The following is a 23,189-nucleotide window of genomic DNA, read 5'->3' on the forward strand; positions in this document are numbered from 1 at the left end:
CTCAGGCAGCGGTGGCGAGCTCGGCGGCGCGGCGCGCGGCGCCGTCCATGGTGGTGACCTGCTGGACCAGGGGATGCCGGTGCTCGTCGAGGATCGCGCGCCCCCTGGCCGCGTTGTTGCCGTCGAGCCGCACGACGAGCGGCCTGGTCAGCCGTACGGTGTCCAGGGCCCGCACGATGCCCTCGGCGACGGCGTCGCACACGGTGATGCCGCCGAAGACGTTGACGAGTACGGACTTCACGGCGGGGTCGGACAGGATGACGGCCAGTCCGTCGGCCATGACCTGCGCGGACGCTCCGCCGCCGATGTCGAGGAAGTTGGCGGGGCGGGCGCCGCAGCCGGCGACCACGTCGAGGGTGGACATGACGAGACCGGCGCCGTTGCCGATGACACCGACCTCGCCGTCGAGCCGGACGTAGTGCAGGCCCCTGGCCGCGGCGGCCGCCTCCAGCGGGTCGGCGTGTCCGTCGGTGTCCGCGCCGACGGCCCAACGGGCCTGCCGGAAGGCGGCGTTGTCGTCGAGGGTGACCTTGCCGTCGAGGGCGAGAAACTGCCCCTGCCGGGTGCGCACGAGCGGGTTGACCTCGACGAGCAGTGCGTCCTCGCGGACCACGACCTGCCACAGCCGCATGAGGACGTCGACGGTCTGCGAGGGGAATCCGGCCGCGGCGGCGATCTCGGCGGCCTTCGCCGAGGTGACGCCCACGGCCGGGTCGACGGGGATCCGGGCGACCGCCCCGGGCCGGGTGGCGGCCACCTCCTCGATCTCCATGCCGCCCTCGGCGGAGGCGATCGCGAGGAACCGTCCGGCCGCGCGGTCCAGTACGTAGGAGACGTAGAACTCGGTGTCGATGTCGACGGGTTGGGCCAGCATCACCGTGCCGACCGTGTGCCCCTTGATGTCCATGCCCAGGATCTGACGTGCCGTGAGCTCGGCGGCGGCCGGGTCGGCGGCGAGCTTGACCCCTCCTGCCTTGCCCCGTCCGCCCGTCTTGACCTGGGCTTTCACCACGACCCTGCCGCCGAGCCGACGGGCGATCCCGCGCGCCTCCTTGGGCGAGTCGGTGACCCCGGCCCTCGGCACCGGGATGCCGTGTTCCTCGAAGAGTTCCCTTGCCTGGTGTTCGTACAGGTCCATTTCGGCTCCTGTCTGAAAGTGCCGCACGCCCCCTGGACACCACCCACCGGATGCGGGATAACAAGCTTCATACAGTATTCGTCGACTGTATGCAATGTACTGCAGACGGCATCCCACCCCCTACGAAGGGACAGGACTTCGCCATGCCCGACGACACGCAGGACGTGATCTCCGGCGGCCATCTCGTGGCCAAGGCCCTGAAGGCGGAGGGGGTCGACCGCATCTACACCCTGTGCGGCGGCCACATCATCGACATCTACGACGGCTGCGTCGACGAGGGCATAGAAGTCGTCGACGTACGCCACGAGCAGGTCGCCGCGCACGCCGCCGACGGCTACGCGCGCATCACCGGCAGGCCCGGCTGCGCGGTGGTCACGGCCGGCCCCGGCACCACCGACGCCGTCACCGGTGTCGCCAACGCCTTCCGCGCGGAGTCCCCGATGCTGCTGATCGGCGGTCAGGGCGCGCTCACCCAGCACAAGATGGGATCCCTCCAGGACCTGCCGCACGTCGACATGATGGCGCCGATCACCAAGTTCGCGGCGACCGTACCGGACACGGCCCGCGCCGCGGACATGGTGTCGATGGCGTTCCGCGAGTGCTATCACGGCGCACCCGGACCCTCCTTCCTGGAGATCCCGCGCGACGTCCTGGACGCCAAGGTGCCGGTGTCCAGGGCGCGCGTCCCCGAGGCCGGTGCCTACCGCGCCTCGACGCGTTCGGCCGGCGACCCCGAGGCGGTCGAGAAGCTCGCCGACCTCCTCGTGCACGCGGAGAAGCCCGCCATCCTGCTGGGCGGCCAGGTGTGGACGACCCGGGGCACCGAGGCCGCCGTCGAACTGGTGCGCACGCTGAACATCCCCGCGTACATGAACGGCGCCGGCCGAGGCACCCTGCCGCCCGGCGACCCGCACCACTTCCAGCTCTCGCGCCGCTACGCCTTCTCGAACGCCGACGTCATCGTGATCGTCGGCACGCCCTTCGACTTCCGCATGGGCTACGGCAAGCGGCTCTCCCCGAACGCGACGGTCGTGCAGATCGACCTCGACTACCGGACCGTCGGCAAGAACCGCGACATCGACCTCGGCATCGTCGGCGACGCGGGCCTGGTGCTGAAGTCGGTGACGGAGGCGGCCTCCGGGCGGATCAACGGCGGGGCCTCGAAGCGCAAGGAGTGGCTCGACGAGCTGCGGGCGGCCGAACAGATCGCGATCGAGAAGCGGTTGCCGCAGCTGCGCTCGGACGCCTCCCCCATCCACCCCTACCGTCTGGTGAGCGAGATCAACGACTTCCTCACCGAGGACTCGATCTACATCGGCGACGGCGGCGACATCGTCACCTTCTCCGGGCAGGTCGTGCAGCCCAAGTCGCCCGGCCACTGGATGGATCCGGGACCACTCGGCACCCTCGGTGTCGGCGTCCCCTTCGTCCTCGCGGCCAAGCAGGCACGGCCCGACAAGGAGGTCGTGGCACTCTTCGGCGACGGCGCGTTCTCCCTCACCGGCTGGGACTTCGAGACCCTCGTCCGCTACGACCTGCCGTTCGTCGGGATCGTCGGCAACAACTCCTCGATGAACCAGATCCGTTACGGGCAGGCCGCCAAGTACGGCGTGGAGCGCGAGCGGGTCGGCAACACCCTCGGCGACGTCCACTACGACAAGTTCGCCCAGATGCTGGGCGGTTACGGCGAGGAGGTGCGCGACCCCGCCGACATCGGCCCGGCGCTGCGCCGCGCCCGCGAGTCGGGGAAGCCCTCGCTGATCAACGTCTGGGTGGACCCGGACGCGTACGCCCCCGGAACCATGAACCAGACCATGTACAAGTGAGGTGAACGCCCATGACCGCCAGGGCACTTGAGGGCATTCGCGTCCTCGACATGACCCACGTCCAGTCCGGGCCCTCCGCGACCCAGCTGCTCGCCTGGCTCGGCGCCGACGTCGTGAAACTGGAGGCGCCCTCCGGTGACATCACACGTAAGCAGCTGCGCGACCTCCCGGACGTCGACTCCCTCTACTTCACGATGCTCAACTGCAACAAGCGGAGCATCACCCTCAACACCAAGACCGAGCGCGGCAAGGAGATCCTCACCGAACTGATCCGGCGTTCGGACGTGATGGTGGAGAACTTCGGCCCGGGTGCGGTCGACCGTATGGGGTTCGCCTGGGATCGCATACAGGAGATCAACCCCAGGATCGTGTACGCATCGATCAAGGGCTTCGGGGAGGGGCCGTACACCGACTTCAAGGCGTACGAGGTCGTCGCCCAGGCCATGGGCGGATCGATGGCGACGACCGGTTTCGAGGACGGGCCGCCGCTGGCGACGGGCGCACAGATCGGTGACTCGGGCACGGGAGTGCATACAGTGGCCGGGATACTGGCGGCACTCTTTCAGCGGGAGCGGACCGGACGCGGTCAGCGGGTCAACGTCGCCATGCAGCACGCCGTGCTCAACCTGTGCCGGGTGAAACTGCGCGACCAGCAGCGCCTGGCGCACGGGCCGCTCGCCGAGTACCCCAACGACGACTTCGGCGACGAGGTGCCCCGCTCCGGCAACGCCTCCGGCGGCGGACAGCCCGGCTGGGCGGTCAAGTGCGCGCCGGGCGGCCCCAACGACTACGTGTACGTGATCGTGCAGCCCGTCGGCTGGCGCCCGCTCACCGAGCTCATCGGCCGGCCCGAACTGGCGGACGACCCCGAGTGGGCCACGCCCGAGGCCCGGCTGCCCAAGCTGAACAAGATGTTCCAGCTGATCGAGGAGTGGTCCTCGACGCTGCCCAAGTGGGAGGTGCTGGAGCGGCTCAACGCCCACAACATCCCCTGCGGGCCGATCCTTTCCACCAAGGAGATCATCGAGGACGAGTCGCTGGTCGCCAACGAGATGGTGGTCCGCGTCCCGCACCCGCAGCGCGGCGAGTTCACCACCGTCGGCAGTCCGCTGAAGCTCTCCGACTCCCCCGTCGAGGTGACCTCCTCCCCGCTGCTCGGCGAACACAACGCGGAGATCTACATCGGCGAACTCGGCCTCGGTGACGGGGAGTTGCGTCTGCTCAAGTCGAACGGGGTGATCTGACGTGATGGCCGAGGACCGGATCGCGCGGGTGCGCGCGCTGCTCGACGCCGTGCGGGGCGAGGGGCGCACCGCGCTCACCGCACCCGAGGGCAAGGTGATCGCCGACGCGTACGGGATCGCCGTACCGGGCGAGGAACTGGCGACGGACGTCGAGGAGGCCGTGGCGTACGCGGCACGCTTCGGCGGGCCGGTGGTGATGAAGATCGTCTCACCGGACATCCTGCACAAGACCGACGCCGGCGGGGTCGTCGTGGGTGTCGAGGGTGCGGTGGACGTACGAGCGGCGTTCCACCGGATCGTGGAGAACGCGCGAGCCTACGACGCCGACGCCCGGATCGAGGGCGTGCAGATCCAGGAGCTCCTGCCGAAGGGCCAGGAGGTCATCGTCGGGGCGGTCACCGATCCGACGTTCGGGAAGGTCGTGGCGTTCGGGCTCGGCGGGGTGCTCGTCGAGGTGCTCAAGGACGTCACATTCCGGCTGGCGCCGGTGGACGCCGACGAGGCGCTGTCGATGCTGGACTCGATCCGGTCGGCGGAGATCCTGCGCGGGGTGCGCGGGCAGGCCGGAGTGGACCGGTGGGCGGTCGCCGAGCAGATCCGGCGGGTGTCGCAACTGGTCGCGGACTTCCCGGAGATCGCGGAGGTGGACCTCAACCCGGTGATCGCGACGCCGGAAAGGGCGACGGCCGCCGACATCCGGGTGATCCTCAGTCAGTCGCAGACAGCGACCCGTCGACGGTATACACGCGACGAGATCCTGTCGACGATGCGCCGTCTGATGCAGCCCCGCTCCGTCGCCGTCATCGGCGCCTCCAACGAGCAGGGCAAGATCGGCAACTCGGTGATGCGCAACCTCATCGACGGCGGTTTCGCCGGCGACATCCATCCGGTGAACCCCCGGGCCGATGACATTCTGGGCCGCAAGGCGTACAAGAGTGTCACGGACGTTCCCGGTGAGGTGGATGTGGCGGTCTTCGCGATCCCCGCCCAGTTCGTGGCCTCGGCCCTGGAGGAGGTGGGACGCAAGGGGATCCCCAACGCCGTACTCATTCCCTCCGGTTTCGCCGAGACCGGGGAGCACGAACTCCAGGCGGAGATCGTGGCGATCGGCGAGCGGTACGGCGTACGGCTGCTCGGGCCGAACATCTACGGCTACTACTCGACCTGGCAGGACCTGTGCGCCACGTTCTGCACGCCGTACGACGTCAAGGGCCAAGTGGCGCTGACCTCGCAGTCGGGCGGCATCGGGATGGCGATCCTCGGGTTCGCCCGCACGACGAAGACGGGCGTGTCGGCGATCGTCGGGCTCGGCAACAAGTCGGACCTGGACGAGGACGACCTGCTCACCTGGTTCGGCGAGGACCCGCACACCCGGTGCATCGCGATGCACCTGGAGGACCTCAAGGACGGGCGCGCGTTCGTCGAGGCGGCGCGGGCCACCGTACCGAAGAAACCGGTTGTCGTCCTGAAGGCGGGCCGTACGGCGGCCGGGGCGAAGGCGGCCGGTTCGCACACGGGGGCGCTCGCGGGCGACGACGCCGTGTACGACGACATCCTGCGGCAGGCGGGCGTGATCAGGGCGCCGGGCCTGAACGACATGCTGGAGTACGCGCGCGCGTTGCCCGTGCTGCCGACTCCGCAGGGTGACAACGTGGTGATCATCACCGGGGCCGGCGGCAGCGGGGTGCTGCTGTCCGACGCGGTCACCGACAGCGGACTGACCCTGATGGAGATCCCGCCGGACCTGGACGCGGCTTTCCGGGAGTTCATCCCGCCGTTCGGGGCCGCGGGCAACCCGGTCGACATCACCGGGGGCGAGCCGCCGTCGACGTACGAGGCGACGATCCGGCTGGGGCTCGAGGACCCGCGGATCCACGCGCTCGTCCTCGGCTACTGGCACACCATCGTGACGCCGCCGATGGTGTTCGCGGAACTCACCGCGCGGGTGGTCGACGAGTTCCGTGCACGCGGCATACAGAAGCCCATCGTCGCGTCGCTCGCCGGCGACGTGGAGGTCGAGGAGGCCTGCCAGTACCTGTTCGAGCGGGGGGTCGTGGCGTACCCGTACACGACCGAGCAACCGGTTGCCGTCCTCGGTGCGAAGTACCGCTGGGCCCGGGCGGCAGGGCTGTTGGGGGACGGTTCATGAGGTGACGAGGAGGGGGCCGGCCGGCGGGTGCGCGTCGGCCGGCCCCGGGACCCGTGCGCGCACGAAAGGCATTGGACAGGGGGCGCTGGCCAGAACTTTCGACGCAAGGGGTGCTGAGCGACATGACAACAACCGACTACTCGATGTCCCTCCCCTACCGGGAGGTGACGGACCGCAACGGCCGCGTGTACCGGATCGGCGAGTCCGACGTCGACATCATGGGCCGTACACGCAGGTGGATGGTCATCCTGCCGTGGGTGGGCATGATGGGCATCAGCTCCGCCGAGTACGCGTTCACATCGGCGGAGGACACCCTCCACGAGGCGCATCTGTGGAGCAGCGGACACATCTTCTGGCTGATGGGCGTCTGGGTGTTCTTCCAGGCGGCCGTGGCCTTCCCGGCCGGACAGCTGCGGGAGAACGGCAGGCTGCCCGCCCGTACGGCGATGCTGATCGGCGCGGTCGGGACCCTGCTGGGCTATCTCTCGCTGGCGTACGCGCCGAACGTGCTCGTCGCCTACTTCGGCTTCGGCATGTGCAGCGGCATCGGCGCCGGTCTGGTGTATGCGACATGCGTGAACATGGTCGGCAAGTGGTATCCGGAGCGCAAGGGCGGCAAGACCGGCTTCGTCAACGGCGGCTTCGCCTACGGCTCCGTGCCGTTCGTGTTCCTGTTCACCTCCTACATGGACCTGGGCAACTACCAGGGTGTCCTGGCGTCGGTGGGCGTCGGGCTGTGCCTGGTGGTGGCCACGGCCGGCTGGTTCTTCCGGGACCCGCCGAAGAACTGGTGGCCGGCGCACGTCGACCCGCTGAAGGTCACCGACGACCCGAAGATCCGCCGGGCGCTGGCGAAGAACCCGCCGGCGACACGTCAGTACACCCCGAGGGAGGCCGCGCGCACCCCCGTCCTGTGGATGATGTGGTTCTGTCTGCTGTGCACGGCCGGCATCAACATCTTCGGCATCGCCTTCCAGGTGCCGTTCGGCAAGGACATGGGTTTCGCGGGCGGGATCGTGGCGACCGCGATGTCCCTGAAGGCGATCGTCAACGGCACCGGCCGCGGCGTGATCGGCTGGATCTCCGACCGGTACGGCCGCCGCAACACGCTGATCATCGTGTGCGTCGTGCTGGGCACCGCGCAGTTCGGCGTGCTGGTGTCCGGCCAGATGGGCAGTATGCCGTTCTTCCTGTTCTGCTCGATGGTCTCCGGCTTCGGCGGCGGGGCGATCTTCCCGCTGTTCGCGGCCATGACGGCCGACTACTTCGGCGAGAACAACAACGCCAGCAACTACGGCATGGTCTACAGCTCGAAACTGATCTCGGGCCTCGTCGGCTCGGGTGTGGGCGCGGTCGTCGTCGACGCGTGGGACTACGAGGGCGCGTTCGTCCTCGCGGGCTCCATCGGGCTGGCCTCGGCGGTCCTGGCGCTGTTCCTCAAGGCCCCGGGCACCCCGAAGTCCCGGAGCATCGTCCCCAACCCGCAACCGCTCGGCGAGGAGATGGCGTAGACGACGACGGACTGGGGCACGCCGATCGGGGCCCACCACGGCGTGGTGGGCCCCGATCGGCGTGCCCGAAAGGGTTTTTGAGCAGACGTCAGGACGGCCTGGTCGCAGCGGGTGCGGGCCCGCCAAGGCCCGCACCCGGGCACGGATCAGGACTTGGCGCGGGCGTGGTACGAGCGCCGGGTGTGCTCCGTGTGCTCCCGCATGAGCCGGGTGGCCAGTTGTTCGTCGCGGTTGAGGATCGCGGTGATCAGGTCACGATGCTCGATCCAGGACTGCTCGCCGCGCTGCCGGGCGACCGGCGTGTAGTACCAGCGCACGCGCCGGTCGACCTGCGCCGCCAGCTCGGCCAGGACCGCGTTGCCCGCCAACTCCATGATCTTGGCGTGGAAGCGGGCGTTGAGGGCGACGGCCGCGTCCACGTCGTCGTCGGCCACGGCCTGCAGGCCCAGGGCCAGGATCTCGTCCAGGACGTCGATGTCGAACGTGTCCGCGCGCGCGGCCGCGAGGCGGGCTGCCTCGGCCTCCAACAGCGTACGGACCGTGAGGAGTTGGTCGGCCTCCTCCTCGGTCGGCTCGTGCACGAACGCGCCCTGGGCGGGCCTGAGGTCCACCCAGCCCTCGGTGTTGAGCCGCTGCAGCGCCTCGCGCACCGGCTGGCGCGAGACGCCGAGATGGTTCGCCAGCTCGCTCTCGACGAGGTGCTGACCCGGCTGGAGTGCACGGGTGGTGATGAGCTCGAGCAGCGCCTCGTAGACGCGGTCGCGCAGCGGGCCTGGCCGTTCGAGCTTGGGCACCGCACCCTGCGGCAGTCCTGTCGACAACATCGGTCGGTTCCCCTCCTGGGCAGCGCGGCGCCGGGCGGCAACGGCCGGCCGGAAAAGCCGCGAATGCGAAAGACGTATGGAGTCAGACTGTATGGAGCCGGACTGTATGGAGCCGGACTGTATGGAGTCGGCTGTCCACCGTGTACCGCGTACTGTCTACAGCCGAGTATCGATTGTCTTTCGTCTACAGTCTACGGCGCACTGTAGCCAGCCCCCGGAACCGTCGGACGCGTCACATCCCCGTCGGCGGTCCGCTCACGGGCAGCGTACGACCTGTCCCGCGTACGACAGGTTGCCGCCGAAGCCGAAGAGCAGCACCGGATCCCCGGTGGAGAGCGCGCCCTGCTCGACCAGTTTGGAGAAGGCGAGCGGGATGCTGGCGGCGGAGGTGTTCCCCGAAGCGGTGACATCGCGGGCGACCACCGCGTTGACGGCGCCGATCTTCTGGGCAAGCGGCTCGATGATCCGCAGGTTCGCCTGGTGCAGTACGACGGCGGCGAGGTCCTCGGGACGCAGTCCGGCTCGCTCGCAGGCCTGGCGGGCGAGCGGCGGCAGCCGGGTGGTGGCCCACCGGTAGACGCTCTGCCCCTCCTGGGCGAACCGTGCCGGCTGCCCCTCGATACGCACCGCGTTCCCCATCTCGGGCACCGATCCCCACAGCACGGGCGCGATCCCGGGCTCGGTGCCGTCGGGACAGGCCTCGACTACCGCGGCGCCCGCCCCGTCGCCGACGAGGACGCAGGTCGTGCGGTCGGACCAGTCCGTCACCTCGGACATCTTGTCCGCGCCGATGACCAGGGCCCGGGTCGCGGCGCCCGCGCGGACGGTGTGGTCGGCGGTGGCCAGGGCGTGGGTGAAGCCGGCGCACACGACGTTGACGTCCATCGCCGCGGGGCGGGGGATGCCGAGGCGGGCGGCGACGCGGGCGGCCATGTTGGGCGAGCGGTCGACGGCCGTGGAGGTGGCGACCAGCACCAGGTCGATGTCGGCGGGGGCGAGGCCGGCGGCGGCGAGCGCCTTGGCGGCGGCGTGAGCGGCGAGCTCGTCCACGGGCTCGTCGGGGCCGGCGATGTGGCGGGTTTCGATACCCACCCGGCTCCTGATCCACTCGTCACTGGTGTCGACCATGCCCGCCAGTTCCTCGTTGGTGAGCACCTTGGCGGGCTGGTAGTGGCCGACGGCGGCGATGCGCGAGCCGTTCATGTGGGGTCCCCCTTGTTGCCGGGTAGCGGGATCCACCAGTCTGATCAGTGACTCGCGGGTACGGGGACAGGTGTTGCGACAGGAAACGGGCGCCGGGGTTGTCGGCTTCCCTCTAACCCTCGGACGCCCGAACACTTTCCGAACACCTGCCCGTGAGCAGCGCGAACGGCTAGCCCGTGAACAGTTTCGCCGCCTTCTGCACGAGTTCGTACAGTCCGTAGGCGAGCGGGGCGCCCACCCACAGCCAGGCGAACGCGATGAGCGGCCGGCGGTCCGGCTCAGGCGGACTCGGGCTGCTGTCGGGCTGTGACATCGGCGGCCTCCTTCGTCGGGGCGGGCAGGTGGTGGCGGGCGGCGACGGGGCGGACGAGCTCGTTGGCGACGAAGCCGACGGCGAGCAGCCCGATCATGATGAACAGGGACAGGGAGTAGAGGTCCGCGCCGTGCTTGCCGGCCTCCTCCTGGCGGTCGGCGATCCAGTTGACGATCAGCGGGCCGAGGACACCGGCCGTCGACCAGGCGGTGAGCAGCCGGCCGTGGATCGCGCCGACCTGGTACGTCCCGAAGAGGTCCTTCAGGTAGGCGGGGATCGTCGCGAAGCCGCCGCCATAGAAGGAGAGGATCACCAGGGCGCACAGGATGAACAGCGGCTTGGAGGAGTCGCCGAACAGTGCGATGAGCGCGTACATGAGCGCGCCGGCACCCAGGTAGAGGCGGTAGACGTTCTTGCGGCCGATGAGGTCGGAGGTGGACGACCAGCCGATGCGGCCCGCCATGTTGGCCGACGACAGCAGGGCGACGAAGCCCGCGGCGGCCGTCACGGACACCGGTGTGGAAGTGTCGGCGAAGAAGTCCGTGATCATGGGGGCGGCCTTCTCCAGGATGCCGATGCCTGCGGTGACGTTCATGCACAGGACGACCCACAGGCACCAGAACTGCGGGGTGCGCACCGCGGAGCGGGCCGAGACCTGCACGCCCGTGACACCGCTCGGCCCGTTGCCGGGTTTGCTGCTCGCCTCGTCGGCGACCGTCCGGACGGTGCGGGGGACGCGGACGAGGAGCACGCCGAGGGTCATGAAGACCGCATACGACATTCCGTGGACGAGGAACGCGAGCGCGATCCCGGAGTGGTCGGAGCCGAAGGACTCCAGCATCTGCGCCGACCAGGGCGAGGCGATGAGCGCGCCCCCGCCGAAGCCCATGATGGCGATGCCGGTGGCCATGCCGGGCCGGTCGGGGAACCACTTGATCAGGGTGGAGACGGGTGAGATGTAGCCGATGCCGAGGCCGATGCCGCCGACGAAGCCGTAGCCGAGGACGATCAGCCAGTACTGCTCGGTGGCGGCGCCGAGGGCGGAGATCAGGAAGCCGGAGGAGAAGCAGACCAGGGCCACCGTCATCGCCCAGCGCGGCCCGTTGCGCTCGACGAGCGTGCCGCCGAACGCGGCGGACAGCCCGAGCATGACGATGGCGAGCTGGAAGGGCAGCGCGCTCTGGGTGCCGCTGAGGCCGAGCGCGGACTCCAGCGGCGGCTTGAACACGGACCAGGCGTAGGCCTGGCCGATGGAGAGGTGGACCGAGAGGGCGGCCGGTGGCACGAGCCAGCGGCTCCAGCCGGGCGGTGCGACAGGGGGACTCATGAACACCGAACGGTAGGAAGGATCAAGGGAGTTGAGAAGGCGGCGCGTCGACCGTATGCGATGAACGGCATGCAGCCTGCGCCGAACGGTCGGACCGTCCCCCGCCTCCCCCGCGCGTGGCAGGTGCTGCGCGGACTCTTGCCGCCGGAAGCACCATACTGTAGACAATATTCAGTCGACAGTGTTCGGCAGTTCCTCGGTACCCTCGACCGAACGGAGCTCCCTCACCATGAAAGTCGCAGTCCTCGGCGCCGGTGCGATCGGCGCCTATGTCGGTGCAGCGCTCCATCGCGCGGGCGCCGACGTGCATCTCGTCGCCCGTGGACCGCATCTGGCGGCCATGAGGCGGGACGGGGTGCGGGTGCACAGTCCGCGTGGCGACTTCACCGCCCGCGCCCACGCCACCGACGACCCGGCCGAGATCGGCCCCGCCGACTTCGTCTTCCTGGGTCTCAAAGCCCACTCGTACGCGGCGTGCGGGCCGCTGATCGAGCCTCTGCTGCACGACACCACGGCGGTGGTCGCCGCACAGAACGGCATCCCCTGGTGGTACTTCCACCGGCACGGCGGCCCCCACGACGGCCACCGGGTTCAGAGCGTGGACCCCGGCGGCGCGGTCAGTGCGGTGCTCGCGCCCGAACGGGCCGTCGGCTGCGTGGTGTACGCGGCCACCGAACTCGAAGCACCGGGCGTCGTGCGGCACTTGGAGGGCACCCGGTTCTCGGTCGGCGAGCCCGACCGCAGAGTCTCGGACCGGTGCACGCGGTTCAGCGAGGCCCTGCAGGCGGGCGGCCTGAAGTGCCCGGTGGAGCCGGATCTGCGCAACGACATCTGGCTCAAGCTGCTGGGGAACATCTCCTTCAACCCGATCAGCGCGCTCGCCCGGGCCACCATGCGGCAGATGTGTCTGCACGGCGGCACCCGCCGGGTCATCGAGACGATGATGCGCGAGACGCTGTCCGTCGCCGAGGCCCTCGGCTGCGAGGTGGGCGTCTCCATCGAACGCCGGCTCGCGGGCGCGGAGCGGGTCGGTGACCACCGCACCTCCACGCTCCAGGACCTGGAGCGCGGCAGACCGCTCGAACTCGACGTACTCCTCGCGGCCGTCGTCGAGTTGGCGGAGATCACCGGCGTCGAGGTGCCCACCCTGCGCACCGTGCACGCCATCTCGGACCTGCTCGCGATCAGGAGCGCCGCATGAACACCGGGGAGCAGCGGATGAGGAAACGGCAACCGAGGACGTACACCAGGCTCACCCACCCCCTGGTGCGCGACTCCCGCGACGAGCCCTTCCGGCCCACGGGCTGGGAGGAGGCCCTCGACCGCGCGAGCCGCGGACTCGGGCGCAACCGGGGGGCGTTCGGCATGTTCTCCTGCGCCCGGGCCACCAACGAGATGAACTTCGTCGCGCAGAAGTTCGCCCGGGTGGTGATGGGCACCAACAACGTCGACTCCTGCAACCGTACGTGTCACGCGCCGAGCGTCGCGGGGCTGTCGGCGGTCTTCGGCTCGGGCGGCGGGACGTCGTCGTACGAGGAGATCGAGCACACCGACCTCATCGTGATGTGGGGCTCCAACGCCCGTTTCGCGCACCCGATCTTCTTCCAGCATGTGCTGAAGGGGATCAGGAACGGCGCCCGGATGTACGCGGTCGACCCGCGCCGCACGTCCACCGCCGAGTGGGCGGAGAGCTGGCTCGGCCTGAACGTCGGCACCGACATCCCGATGGCGCACGCGATCGGCCGCGAGATCATCCGGGCCGGTCTGGCCAACGAGACGTTCATCGAGCGGGCGACGTCCGGCTTCGAGGAGTACAAGGCGCTCGTCGAGCCCTGGACGCTGTCGCTGGCGGAGAAGGTGACGGGCGTACCGGCCGCCGCCATCAGGGAGTTGGCGCACGCCTACGCCCGCGCCGAGCGCGCCCAGCTGTGCTGGACCCTCGGCATCACCGAGCACCACAACGGCACGGACAACGTACGCGCGCTGATCAACCTGTCGCTGCTGACCGGTCAGATCGGGCGCTACGGCGCCGGATTGCAGCCGTTGCGCGGCCAGAACAACGTCCAGGGCGGCGGCGACATGGGCGCCATCCCCAACCGGCTGCCCGGCTTCCAGGACATCCTCGACCCCACGGCCCGGCTGAGGTTCGAGTCGGCGTGGGACACCGTCATCCAGCCGCACTACGGGCTGAACCTGACGGAGATGTTCGAGGCGATGGAGGAGGGCACGCTCAAGGCCGTGTACTGCATCGGCGAGAACCCGGCGCAGTCGGAGGCGGACAGCGAGCAGGCCGTACGCCGCATGCGGCAGTTGGACTTCCTCGTGGTGCAGGACATCTTCCTGACGAAGACGGCCGAGTTGGCGGACGTCGTGCTGCCCGCAACGGCCGGCTGGGCGGAGACGGACGGCACGACCACCAACAGCGAGCGGCGGGTGCAGCGGGTGCGCCGGGCGGTCACACCCCCCGGTGAGGCACGCGAGGACATCGACATCATCTGTGAGCTCGCGGCCCGGCTCGGCCACGACTGGAAGTACGCGGACGCCGAGTCCGTGTGGAACGAGCTCCGGTCCCTCTCCCCCGACCACCACGGCATGACGTACGCCCGCCTGGAGGAGCACCAGGGCATCCAGTGGCCGTGCCCGAGCACCGAGCAGCTCGAACCAACCTACCTGCACGGCCGGTTGTGGGAGGCGGACCCGGGGCAGCGGGGCAGGCGGGCGCCGTTCGGGATCGTGCGGCACGATCCGCCGGTCGACCTGACCGACGAGCGGTACCCGATCCGGCTGACCACCGGGCGGCGGCTGGACTCCTACAACACCGGTGTGCAGAGCGGGAGTTTCGCCTCCCCGCTGCGGCGCGGCGAGTTCGTCGAGCTCTGCCCGGAGGACGCCGAGCGCTACGGCGTCGTGGTCGGCGAGCAGGTGCGGGTCACGTCACGGCGCGCAGCGGTGGTGGCGCCGGTGTGGATCGACACCGCGCTGCGGCCCGGGCTCGCGTTCATGACGATGCACTTTCCCGACGAGGTGGACACCAACCAGCTGACGATCGAGGCCAATTGCCCCATCGCGGGGACGGCGGAGTTCAAGGCGTCGGCGATCCGGATCGAGAAGCTCCCCGCCCCGGTCTGTGAGGTGACGTAAGTGGACCTGCACTTCGGCGACAGCAAGCCGACCGACGAGGAACGGGCGGCCGTCGACGCCCTGCTCGGCCCCGCGCAGTCGGCGTGGGAGGGTGCCGACCGCACGGACGCCGACCTGCGGTGGGCGCGTGGCGGGCGCGAGGCCCGCGACCGCCGTGATCTGCTGCTGCCGGGGCTGCACGCCCTCAACGACCGCGTCGGCTGGATCAGCGAGGGCGCCCTCGACTACCTCTGCCGACGGCTGACCGTGCCGCCGGCGGAGGCGTACGGCGTCGCCACGTTCTACGCGATGTTCTCCGTCCGGCCCCGCCCGGCGACCGTGCTGCACGTGTGCACGGACCTGGCCTGCGCGGCGGCCGGCGCGGCGGGCCTGTGCGCCGGGGTCGAGGCCCGGCTCGGCCCCGGCAGCGGGGTGGCCGTGGAGCGCGGCCCCTGCCTCGGCCTGTGCGAACGCGCCCCGGCCGCCCTCGCGGTCAGGGCGGGCGATCCGGTGCGTACGGCGGTGTCGGCGCCGGCGGCCGTAGAGACGGCCGTGCTCGCCGCGACCGCACCGGACTCGGCGCCGCAGGAGCCGCCGCCGGCCCTGGCGGTCCCGCAGGCCGGCGACCCGTCGCTGACGCTGCTGCGGCGCGTCGGTGTGGTCGACCCGTCGTCGCTGGACGACTACCGGGCGCACGGCGGTTACGCGGCCCTGCGCCGGGCGTTCGCGCTCGGCCCGGCCGGGGTCATCCGCGAGGTCACCGACTCCGGTCTGGTCGGCCGTGGCGGCGCCGCCTTCCCCACGGGCCGCAAGTGGCAGGCCACGGCGTCCCAGCCGGACCGTCCGCACTATCTGGTGTGCAACGCCGACGAATCCGAGCCGGGCACCTTCAAGGACCGTGTGCTCATGGAGGGCGACCCGTACGCGCTGGTGGAGGCGATGACCGTCGCGGCGTATGCGATCGGCGCGCATACCGGATACATCTACCTGCGCGGTGAGTATCCGCGGGCGATACACCGTATGCAGTATGCCGTCGACCAGGCGCGGGCCCGTGGTCTGCTCGGCGACGACGTCCTCGGCCAGGGCTTCGCCTTCGACATCGAGATCCGTCGTGGGGCGGGCGCCTACGTCTGCGGCGAGGAGACCGCCCTGTTCAACTCGATCGAGGGCCACCGGGGCGAACCGCGGTCGAAGCCGCCGTTCCCCGTGGAGAAGGGCCTGTTCGGCAAGCCGACGGTCGAGAACAACGTGGAGACGCTCGTCAACGTCCTGCCGATCCTGACCATGGGAGCGCCGGCGTACGCGGCGATCGGCACGGCGAGGTCCACCGGCCCCAAGCTGTACTGCGTGTCGGGCAGCGTCGAGCGTCCCGGCGTGTACGAGCTGCCCTTCGGCGTGACGCTGGGCGGGCTGCTGGAGCGGGCGGGGGTGCGGCCGGGGCTGCGGGCCGTCCTGCTCGGCGGCGCGGCCGGCGGTTTCGTACGGCCCGACGAACTCGGCATCCCGCTCACCTTCGAGGGCACCCGCGAGGCGGGCACCACCCTGGGCTCCGGGGTGGTCATGGCCTTCGACGACACGGTGCCGCTGCCCCGCCTGCTGCTGCGCATCGCGGAGTTCTTCCGGGACGAGTCCTGCGGACAGTGCGTGCCGTGCCGGGTGGGGACCGTCCGCCAGGAGGAGGCGCTGCGCCGGATCGCCGACCGCACCGGCGCGGCGGCGGCCGGTGACATCGCCCTGCTCAGGGACGTGGGCCGGGCGATGCGTGACGCCTCGATCTGCGGTCTGGGGCAGACCGCGTGGAACGCCGTGGAATCCGCCATCGACCGTCTGGGGGCGTACGAATGACCGTGACACCGCTCGGGATCCCGCGCCGGCTGCTGGGGTTCACCATCGACGGGACGCAGGCCCGGGTTCCGGAGGGTTCGACGATCCTCGACGCGTGCCGTGCGGCCGGGAAGGACGTGCCGACGCTGTGCGAGGGGGACACGCTGCGGCCGAAGAACGCGTGCCGGGTGTGTGTCGTCGAGGTCGAGGGGTCGCGCACGCTGGTGCCCGCCTGCTCGCGCCGGGCCGAGCCGGGCATGGTGGTGCGGTCGGACACCGAGCGCGTCCGGCACAGCCGGAGGATCGTCCTGGAACTGCTGGCCTCCTCGGTCGACCTGTCCACGACACCCCGGGCCGCGGAATGGATCAAGGAGTACGAGGCGAAGCCGGACCGTTTCGGCCCGGACGCGGCGCGCCTGAACGAGGAGCCGAAGATCGACAACGACCTCTACGTCCGCGACTACGACAAGTGCATCCTGTGCTACAAGTGCGTCGACGCCTGCGGCGACCAGTGGCAGAACACCTTCGCGATCTCCGTGACGGGGCGCGGTTTCGACGCCCGGATCGCCGTGGAGCACGACGCCCCGCTGACCGACTCGGCCTGTGTGTACTGCGGGAACTGTATCGAGGTCTGTCCGACGGGGGCGCTGTCGTTCAAGTCGGAGTACGACCGGCGCCGGGCGGGCACGTGGGACGAGTCGGCGCAGACCCGGACGACGACGGTGTGCGCGTACTGCGGAGTGGGCTGCAATCTGACCCTCCACGTGCAGGACAATGAGATCGTGAAGGTCACCTCACCGCACGACAACCCGGTGACCCACGGCAATCTCTGCATCAAGGGCCGCTTCGGCTACCAGCACGTACAGAACCGGGGCTGATCAGCACATGGGACGAGTCACCGAACGACGCAAGGTGCTCCGCATACGCGACGGGGCCGTGTCCACCCGGCCGGACACCCTCGTCGCCGAGGAACCGATGGAGATCCGGCTCAACGGCAAACCGCTCGCCATCACCATGCGCACACCGGGCGACGACTTCGCGCTGGCCGCCGGTTTCCTGGTCAGCGAGGGCGTGCTGGCCGCCGTATCCGATCTGCAGAACATCGTCTACTGCGCGGGGGCGACCGCCGACGGCTCCAACACCTACAACGTCGTGGACGTGAAGACGTCCCCCGGCGTCACGGTCCCCGACATCACCCTCGAGCGGAACGTGTACACCACCTCGTCCTGCGGGCTGTGCGGCAAGGCCAGCCTGGACGCGGTACGGACGACGGCCCACTGGCCCATCGCCGACACTCCCCCGGTCCGCGTCGACGCCGACCTGCTCGCGGTCCTCCCCGACCGGCTGCGCGCGGCCCAGCGGGTCTTCGACCGGACCGGGGGGCTGCACGCGGCGGCTCTGTTCACCGAGGACGGCGAGCTGCTGGACGTACGCGAGGACGTGGGCCGGCACAACGCGGTCGACAAACTGGTCGGCCGCGCCCTGCAGAACGGTGACCTGCCCCTGTCCCGCACGATCCTGCTGGTGTCGGGGCGGGCGTCCTTCGAGCTGGCGCAGAAGGCCGTGATGGCGGGCATCCCGGTGCTCGCGGCGGTCTCGGCGCCGTCCTCGCTGGCCGTGGACCTGGCCACGGAGACGGGGCTGACGCTGGTGGGCTTCCTGCGGGGCAGCTCCATGAACGTGTACGCGGGTGAGGACCGCATCGCCCTGCGGACCGCGGCCGCCCGCGGGTGACCCGGTCTCCCCGCGGCACGGCGGCGGGGCCCCGAACGGCGGGGAGCGCCCCCTGCGCCGCGGGGCCCCGCCTCAGTCCGCCGCCAGGCGCAGCCGCCCCGCCCGTACGACCGTGCCGAGGCGGGGGAAGTCCAGCTTCACCGACGCCTCGTGCTCGGCCTCGGTGAGGGCGGCCATGGCGTCCTCGACGAAGACGAGGTCGTAACCGAGGTCTGCGGCGGCGCGGGCGGTGGACTCGACGCCGAGGTTGGTGGCGATGCCGCCGAGCACGACGGTGGTGACGCCGCGGGCGCGCAGCGCCTCGTCCAGACCGGTGCCCTGGAAGGCGCCGATCGTGCGCTTCACGATCTCCACGTCGCCCTGAGCGAGCAGTCCGTGGACGAGTGCGCTGCCGGGCGGCTGTTCGGCGACGCCGGGGCGTTCGACGCGGACGAGGACGACGAGGGCGCCGGCCGCGCGGAAGGCGTCCGCCAACTCCTCCGCGACGGAGAGGACTTCGGTTCCCTTGCGGGGTTCGAGTGGCAGGGCGACGATCCGGTCCATCAGGTCGACGAGGACGAGGGCGGTGCGTGCGGGGGCGAGCGTGAGGGGTGCGGTCATGACGGAACGTTATCCGTCATGAGCCCTCCGTACCCGGCATCCGGATCAACAGGCCCGCGTGGCGGTCGCGTTCGGGTGTCTCACACCGCTGCCGACGTCCGCCGCGCGACGGCCGCCGGTGACTCCTCCAGCGGATCGCGCGCCCGCCGTTTGGCGATCACCGCGCACACCATCAGCTGCATCTGGTGGAACAGCATCAGCGGCAGCACGGCGAGGGAGGCGTGCGCGCCGAACAGAACACTCGCCATGGGCAGTCCGGAGGCGAGGGACTTCTTCGATCCGGCGAACTGGATGGCGATCCGGTCCTCCCGGCCGAAGCGCAGCGCCTTGCCGCCGTACCAGGTCAGGGCGAGCATCACCGCGAGCAGCACGGCCTCGACGACGAGCAGCCCGCCGAGCCGTACGGGGCTCACCCGGTGCCAGATGCCCTGGACCATGCCCTCGCTGAACGCGGTGTAGACGACCAGCAGGATCGAGCCGCGGTCGACCAGTCCGAGCACCTTCCTGTGCCGGGCGACGAAGGCGCCGATCCAGCGGCGCAGCACCTGCCCCGCGGCGAACGGCACCAGCAGCTGCAGCACGATCTTCACGAGTGAGTCGGCCGAGAAGCCTCCCCCGCTGCTGCCGAGGAGGGCTGCCGCGAGCAGCGGGGTGACGACGATGCCCACCAGGGAGGAGAAGGAGCCCGCGCAGATCGCGGCAGGAACGTTCCCGCGGGCGATCGAGGTGAAGGCGATCGACGACTGGACGGTCGACGGGACGAGGGTGAGGAAGAGCAGCCCCTGGTAGAGCGACTGGGTGAGGAACACCGGCACGAGCCCGCGGGCGGCGAGACCCAGCAGCGGGAAGACGACGAAGGTGCAGACGAGGACGGTGCTGTGCAGCCGCCAGTGCCTGAGGCCGTCGAGTGCCTCGCGGGTGGAGAGGCGGGCGCCGTACAGGAAGAAGAGGAAGGCGATGGCGGCCGTGGACGCCCCGGAGGCGACGTCCGCGGCGGCGCCGCGGGCCGGGAACAGTGCCGCGAACCCGACGGTCCCGAGCAACAGCAGGATGTAGGGGTCGACCGGCATCCGGCTGGGCCACTGCAGGCGTTTCACGGTGCTCCACGTACGTTCGATGGGGGTGCGTCGGGGGCCGGAGGGCCCCTCTCCATCGTCCTCCTCCGTTCCGTGATCGGGAATCCGTCATACCGCTCTGACTGTGATCGCGGTATGCGATGACCAGTACAGTGCCGACTGTGTACGATCCCTCGCATCTGCGGACCTTCCTCGCGGTCGCCCAGACACTGAGTTTCACGCAGGCCGCGCGCCGGCTCGGGCTGCGTCAGTCCACCGTCAGCCAGCACGTACGGCGGCTGGAGGACGCCACCGGGCGGGCCCTGTTCACCCGGGACACGCACTCCGTGGAACTCACGGAGGACGGCGAGGCGATGCTCGGCTTCGCGCGCCGGATCCTGGAGGTGCACGAGCAGGCAACCGCTTTCTTCACCGGCACGCGACTGCGCGGCCGACTGCGCTTCGGCGCCTCCGAGGACTTCGTCCTGACCCGGCTGCCGGAGATCCTGGAGGGCTTCCGGTACGACCACCCCGAGGTCGACCTCGAACTGACCGTGGAACTGTCCGGCACCCTGCACGAACACCTGGCCGCCGGAAAACTCGACCTGGTCCTCGCCAAACGGCGCCCCGAGGACCCGCGCGGCGAGCTGGTCTGGCACGACGACCTGGTGTGGATCGGCGCCGAGCGGCTCCGCCCGGACCCCGAGCGCCCGGTGCCGCTGATCGTCTTCCCGCCGCCGGGCATCACCCGCGCCCTGGCCTTCGAGGCGCTGGAACGGCAGGGGCGCGCCTGGCGGATCGTGTGCACGAGCGGCAGCCTCAACGGGCTGATCGCCGCGGCCCGGGCCGGCCTCGGCGTGATGGCACACTCGCGCGGCCTCATCCCGCCGGGACTGGTGCGCGTCCCGGACCGGGCAGGACTGCCGGAACTGGGCCGGGTCGACTTCGTCCTGGTGCACGGGCGACAGCGCACAGCGGCCCAGGGGGCGGCGGACGCACTGGCGGCGGCGATCCTGGCGGGCGGGGATCGTCTGCAACGGCGGCCGGCGGCGAGGGGCGGGAGGCGGGACGGTTCACGGGAAGGCGGGGAGCGGGGCTGAGACGGCCGCCCGCGCCGGCAACGGGGGGTGCGCATACAAAACACGGCACGTTGCATACCGGAGTGGTTGCATACCGGAGTGACGGAATCCGCCGCCGCGGCGCTGTCCGAGGAGAGGGCGGGGAACCGTCCATGGGCCTCGTGGGGAGGAAGCGGGGCGCGTAAGCGCGGCGGGCGGATTCGGTGGAGATTACGGCACCGAAACTTGCTGAACCGTCGGTTTTCTGTCCGACCCTTCCCCATGTGAGGCCATTTTCCGGCACTGACCAGCGCAGACGAGAGCATCGTTCCGTTTCCGGCCCCCTCCCGGACCGTCCGGGGGTGGGGTAGCTTTCACGGCGCTGCGGCCATGAGAGGCGGGGTGCTGGGTTTGCGCGAGTTCACCAACCCTCCGTTGGCGTTGGCACCGCCGGTCGGCGGTCTGGCCGACGTCGTCTTCCGGCACGCCCAGGAGGACCCGCGGTACGTGGCACTCGGCCGCAAGGACGAACACGGCGAGTGGCGGGACGTGACCGCCGCCGAGTTCCGCGACGAGGTCCTCGCGCTCGCGAAGGGCCTGCTCGCTCAGGGCGTCCGGTTCGGCGACCGGGTCGCGATCATGTCCCGCACCCGCTACGAGTGGACGCTGTTCGACTACGCGCTGTGGACGGTCGGCGCGCAGGTGGTGCCGGTGTATCCGACGTCGTCGGCGGAGCAGTGCTTCTGGATGCTGTACGACGCGGAGTGCACGGCCGCGGTCGTGGAGCACGAGGACCACGCGATGACGATCGCCACCGTCATCGACCGGCTGCCCCGGCTGCGGCAGCTGTGGCAGCTCGACGAGGGCTGCGTGCAGGAGCTGTACGACGCCGGCGCCTCCGTCGAGGACGAGGTGGTGCACCGGCACCGGGAGGCGGTCACGCCCGACTCGGTCGCCACGGTCATCTACACCTCGGGCACCACGGGCCGCCCCAAGGGCTGTGTGATCTCGCACGGCAACTTCATGTTCGAGGCGGACACGGTCATCGAACGCTGGGAGCCGGTGTTCCACTCGCGCAAGGGCGACGAGGCGGCGACCCTGCTGTTCCTGCCGCTCGCGCATGTCTTCGGGCGGATGGTGCAGATCGCCGCGATCCGCGGCAAGGTCCGTTTCGGCCATCAGCCCCAGCTGCACGCGGCCGCCCTGCTGCCCGACCTGGCGGCGTTCCGGCCGACGTTCTTCCTGGCCGTGCCGTACATCTTCGAGAAGGTGTTCAACGCGGCCCGCCGCAAGGCCGAACGGGAGGGCAGGTCGGGGCCGTTCGAGAAGGCCGTCGAGGTGGCCACGGCGTACGCGGAGGCGGTGGAGGCGAAGGCGTGGGGCACCGGGCCGGGCCCGTCGGCGGGGCTGCGGATGCAGCACCAGTTCTTCGACAAGGTCATCTACGCGAAGGTGCGCGCGGCGATGGGCGGCCGGGTGCGGCACGCGATGTCGGGCGGTTCGGCGATGGACCGCCGGCTCGGGCTGTTCTTCGCGGGCGCGGGCGTGCAGGTCTACGAGGGGTACGGACTGACCGAGTCGACGGCGGCGGCGACCGCCAACCCGCCCGGCCGCACCCGCTACGGCACCGTCGGGCAGCCCATCCCCGGCATGACCGTGCACATCGCGGACGACGGGGAGATCTGGCTGCGCGGCGACAACGTGTTCCAGGGCTACCTCAACAACCCCAAGGCCACCGACGAGACCCTGCACGACGGCTGGCTGGCCACCGGCGACCTGGGCTCCCTCGACGAGGACGGCTATCTCACCATCACCGGCCGCAAGAAGGAGATCCTCGTCACCTCCGGCGGCAAGAGCGTCTCCCCGGGGCTGCTGGAGGAGCGGGTGCGCGACCATCCGCTGGTCGGCCAGTGCATCGTCGTCGGCAACGACCGGCCGTTCGTCGCCGCCCTGGTCACCCTCGACCACGAGGCCGTGGAGCACTGGCTGCAGATGCGCGGCAAGCCGCAGCTGACGCCCGCCGAGCTGGTGCGGGACCCGGATCTGGAGGCGGAGGTGCGCCGGGCCGTGGTGGCCGCGAACACGCTGGTCTCGCAGGCCGAGTCGATCCGCACGTTCCGTATCCTGGCCCAGCCGTTCACCGAGGAGCACGGGCTGCTCACGCCGTCGCTGAAGCTGAAGCGCAAGGCGATCGAGAACGCGTACGCGAACGAGGTGGACGCGCTGTACCGGACGTAGAGCTCCGGGCGTGAAGCTCTGAGGG

Annotated in this window: 18 protein-coding genes; 11 read left to right on the top strand and 7 right to left on the bottom strand. The window is 70.5% G+C overall.

The window, feature by feature from the left end:
* Nucleotide 1 precedes the first annotated feature (1 nt).
* Nucleotides 2-1,138 (bottom strand): ADP-forming succinate--CoA ligase subunit beta, encoded by a 1,137-nt coding sequence (sucC, locus tag ACLZN2_RS06685; RefSeq protein ID WP_416977432.1) that lies wholly within the window; start codon nt 1,136-1,138, stop codon nt 2-4.
* 143 nt (nt 1,139-1,281) lie between these two features.
* On the opposite strand from sucC, the gene ACLZN2_RS06690 reads away from it, so the two are divergent.
* From ACLZN2_RS06690 to ACLZN2_RS06705, 4 genes are all read left to right on the top strand, one after another.
* Nucleotides 1,282-2,964, top strand: a complete 1,683-nt coding sequence (locus tag ACLZN2_RS06690; RefSeq protein WP_416977433.1) for a thiamine pyrophosphate-binding protein — start codon at nt 1,282-1,284, stop codon at nt 2,962-2,964.
* An 11-nt stretch (nt 2,965-2,975) separates the two neighbouring features.
* Complete coding sequence (gene frc, locus ACLZN2_RS06695; protein WP_416977434.1) at nt 2,976-4,208, top strand: formyl-CoA transferase; 1,233 nt, start codon at nt 2,976-2,978, stop codon at nt 4,206-4,208.
* 4 nt (nt 4,209-4,212) lie between these two features.
* Nucleotides 4,213-6,357 (top strand): acetate--CoA ligase family protein, encoded by a 2,145-nt coding sequence (locus ACLZN2_RS06700; RefSeq protein ID WP_416977562.1) that lies wholly within the window; start codon nt 4,213-4,215, stop codon nt 6,355-6,357.
* 122 nt (nt 6,358-6,479) lie between these two features.
* Complete coding sequence (locus ACLZN2_RS06705; protein ID WP_416977435.1) at nt 6,480-7,868, top strand: OFA family MFS transporter; 1,389 nt, start codon at nt 6,480-6,482, stop codon at nt 7,866-7,868.
* A gap of 146 nt (nt 7,869-8,014) precedes the next feature.
* Here the strand turns inward: ACLZN2_RS06705 and ACLZN2_RS06710 are convergent, their stop codons facing one another.
* From ACLZN2_RS06710 to ACLZN2_RS06725, 4 genes are all read right to left on the bottom strand, one after another.
* Entirely contained in the window at nt 8,015-8,692 is a 678-nt protein-coding gene (locus tag ACLZN2_RS06710) for a GntR family transcriptional regulator (RefSeq protein ID WP_416977436.1), read from the bottom strand.
* Nucleotides 8,693-8,947: 255 nt separating this feature from the next.
* Nucleotides 8,948-9,895: a beta-ketoacyl-ACP synthase III gene (locus ACLZN2_RS06715; protein WP_416977437.1), complete on the bottom strand. Its 948-nt coding sequence runs from the start codon at nt 9,893-9,895 to the stop codon at nt 8,948-8,950.
* A 169-nt stretch (nt 9,896-10,064) separates the two neighbouring features.
* Nucleotides 10,065-10,208, bottom strand: a complete 144-nt coding sequence (locus ACLZN2_RS06720) for an MFS transporter small subunit (protein WP_416977438.1) — start codon at nt 10,206-10,208, stop codon at nt 10,065-10,067.
* Entirely contained in the window at nt 10,174-11,535 is a 1,362-nt protein-coding gene (locus tag ACLZN2_RS06725) for an OFA family MFS transporter (protein ID WP_416977439.1), read from the bottom strand. The genes ACLZN2_RS06720 and ACLZN2_RS06725 overlap by 35 nt, the downstream gene beginning before the upstream one ends.
* A gap of 229 nt (nt 11,536-11,764) precedes the next feature.
* Here ACLZN2_RS06725 and ACLZN2_RS06730 point away from each other — a divergent pair, with 229 nt between their 5' ends.
* Genes ACLZN2_RS06730 through fdhD form a run of 5 tightly spaced genes read left to right on the top strand, consistent with a single transcriptional unit; the run spans nt 11,765 to nt 18,213 of the window.
* Nucleotides 11,765-12,736 (top strand): 2-dehydropantoate 2-reductase, encoded by a 972-nt coding sequence (locus ACLZN2_RS06730; RefSeq protein ID WP_416977440.1) that lies wholly within the window; start codon nt 11,765-11,767, stop codon nt 12,734-12,736.
* A gap of 17 nt (nt 12,737-12,753) precedes the next feature.
* Nucleotides 12,754-14,676, top strand: a complete 1,923-nt coding sequence (locus ACLZN2_RS06735) for a molybdopterin oxidoreductase family protein (RefSeq protein ID WP_416977563.1) — start codon at nt 12,754-12,756, stop codon at nt 14,674-14,676.
* The gene (locus ACLZN2_RS06740; RefSeq protein WP_416977441.1) at nt 14,677-16,500 is read left to right on the top strand and encodes an NADH-ubiquinone oxidoreductase-F iron-sulfur binding region domain-containing protein; all 1,824 of its coding nucleotides are present in this window, start codon (nt 14,677-14,679) and stop codon (nt 16,498-16,500) included.
* Nucleotides 16,497-17,357 carry a 2Fe-2S iron-sulfur cluster-binding protein gene (locus ACLZN2_RS06745; RefSeq protein ID WP_416977442.1) on the top strand — a complete coding sequence of 287 codons (861 nt, stop codon included), beginning with the start codon at nt 16,497-16,499 and terminating at the stop codon, nt 17,355-17,357. The genes ACLZN2_RS06740 and ACLZN2_RS06745 overlap by 4 nt, the downstream gene beginning before the upstream one ends.
* Nucleotides 17,358-17,364: 7 nt before the next feature.
* Nucleotides 17,365-18,213: a formate dehydrogenase accessory sulfurtransferase FdhD gene (gene fdhD, locus ACLZN2_RS06750; RefSeq protein WP_416977443.1), complete on the top strand. Its 849-nt coding sequence runs from the start codon at nt 17,365-17,367 to the stop codon at nt 18,211-18,213.
* A 72-nt stretch (nt 18,214-18,285) separates the two neighbouring features.
* Here the strand turns inward: fdhD and ACLZN2_RS06755 are convergent, their stop codons facing one another.
* Together ACLZN2_RS06755 and ACLZN2_RS06760 are read right to left on the bottom strand one after the other, a co-directional pair.
* Nucleotides 18,286-18,813 (bottom strand): isochorismatase family protein, encoded by a 528-nt coding sequence (locus tag ACLZN2_RS06755; RefSeq protein ID WP_416977444.1) that lies wholly within the window; start codon nt 18,811-18,813, stop codon nt 18,286-18,288.
* A gap of 80 nt (nt 18,814-18,893) precedes the next feature.
* Nucleotides 18,894-19,910 carry a bile acid:sodium symporter family protein gene (locus ACLZN2_RS06760; protein WP_416977445.1) on the bottom strand — a complete coding sequence of 339 codons (1,017 nt, stop codon included), beginning with the start codon at nt 19,908-19,910 and terminating at the stop codon, nt 18,894-18,896.
* A gap of 140 nt (nt 19,911-20,050) precedes the next feature.
* On the opposite strand from ACLZN2_RS06760, the gene ACLZN2_RS06765 reads away from it, so the two are divergent.
* Together ACLZN2_RS06765 and ACLZN2_RS06770 are read left to right on the top strand one after the other, a co-directional pair.
* Nucleotides 20,051-20,968, top strand: a complete 918-nt coding sequence (locus ACLZN2_RS06765; protein WP_416977446.1) for a LysR substrate-binding domain-containing protein — start codon at nt 20,051-20,053, stop codon at nt 20,966-20,968.
* Between the two features lie 369 nt (nt 20,969-21,337).
* The gene (locus ACLZN2_RS06770; RefSeq protein ID WP_416977564.1) at nt 21,338-23,164 is read left to right on the top strand and encodes an AMP-dependent synthetase/ligase; all 1,827 of its coding nucleotides are present in this window, start codon (nt 21,338-21,340) and stop codon (nt 23,162-23,164) included.
* Nucleotides 23,165-23,189: the final 25 nt, after the last annotated feature.

The organism is Streptomyces sp. T028, from assembly GCF_048159505.1.
Lineage (GTDB): Bacteria > Actinomycetota > Actinomycetes > Streptomycetales > Streptomycetaceae > Streptomyces.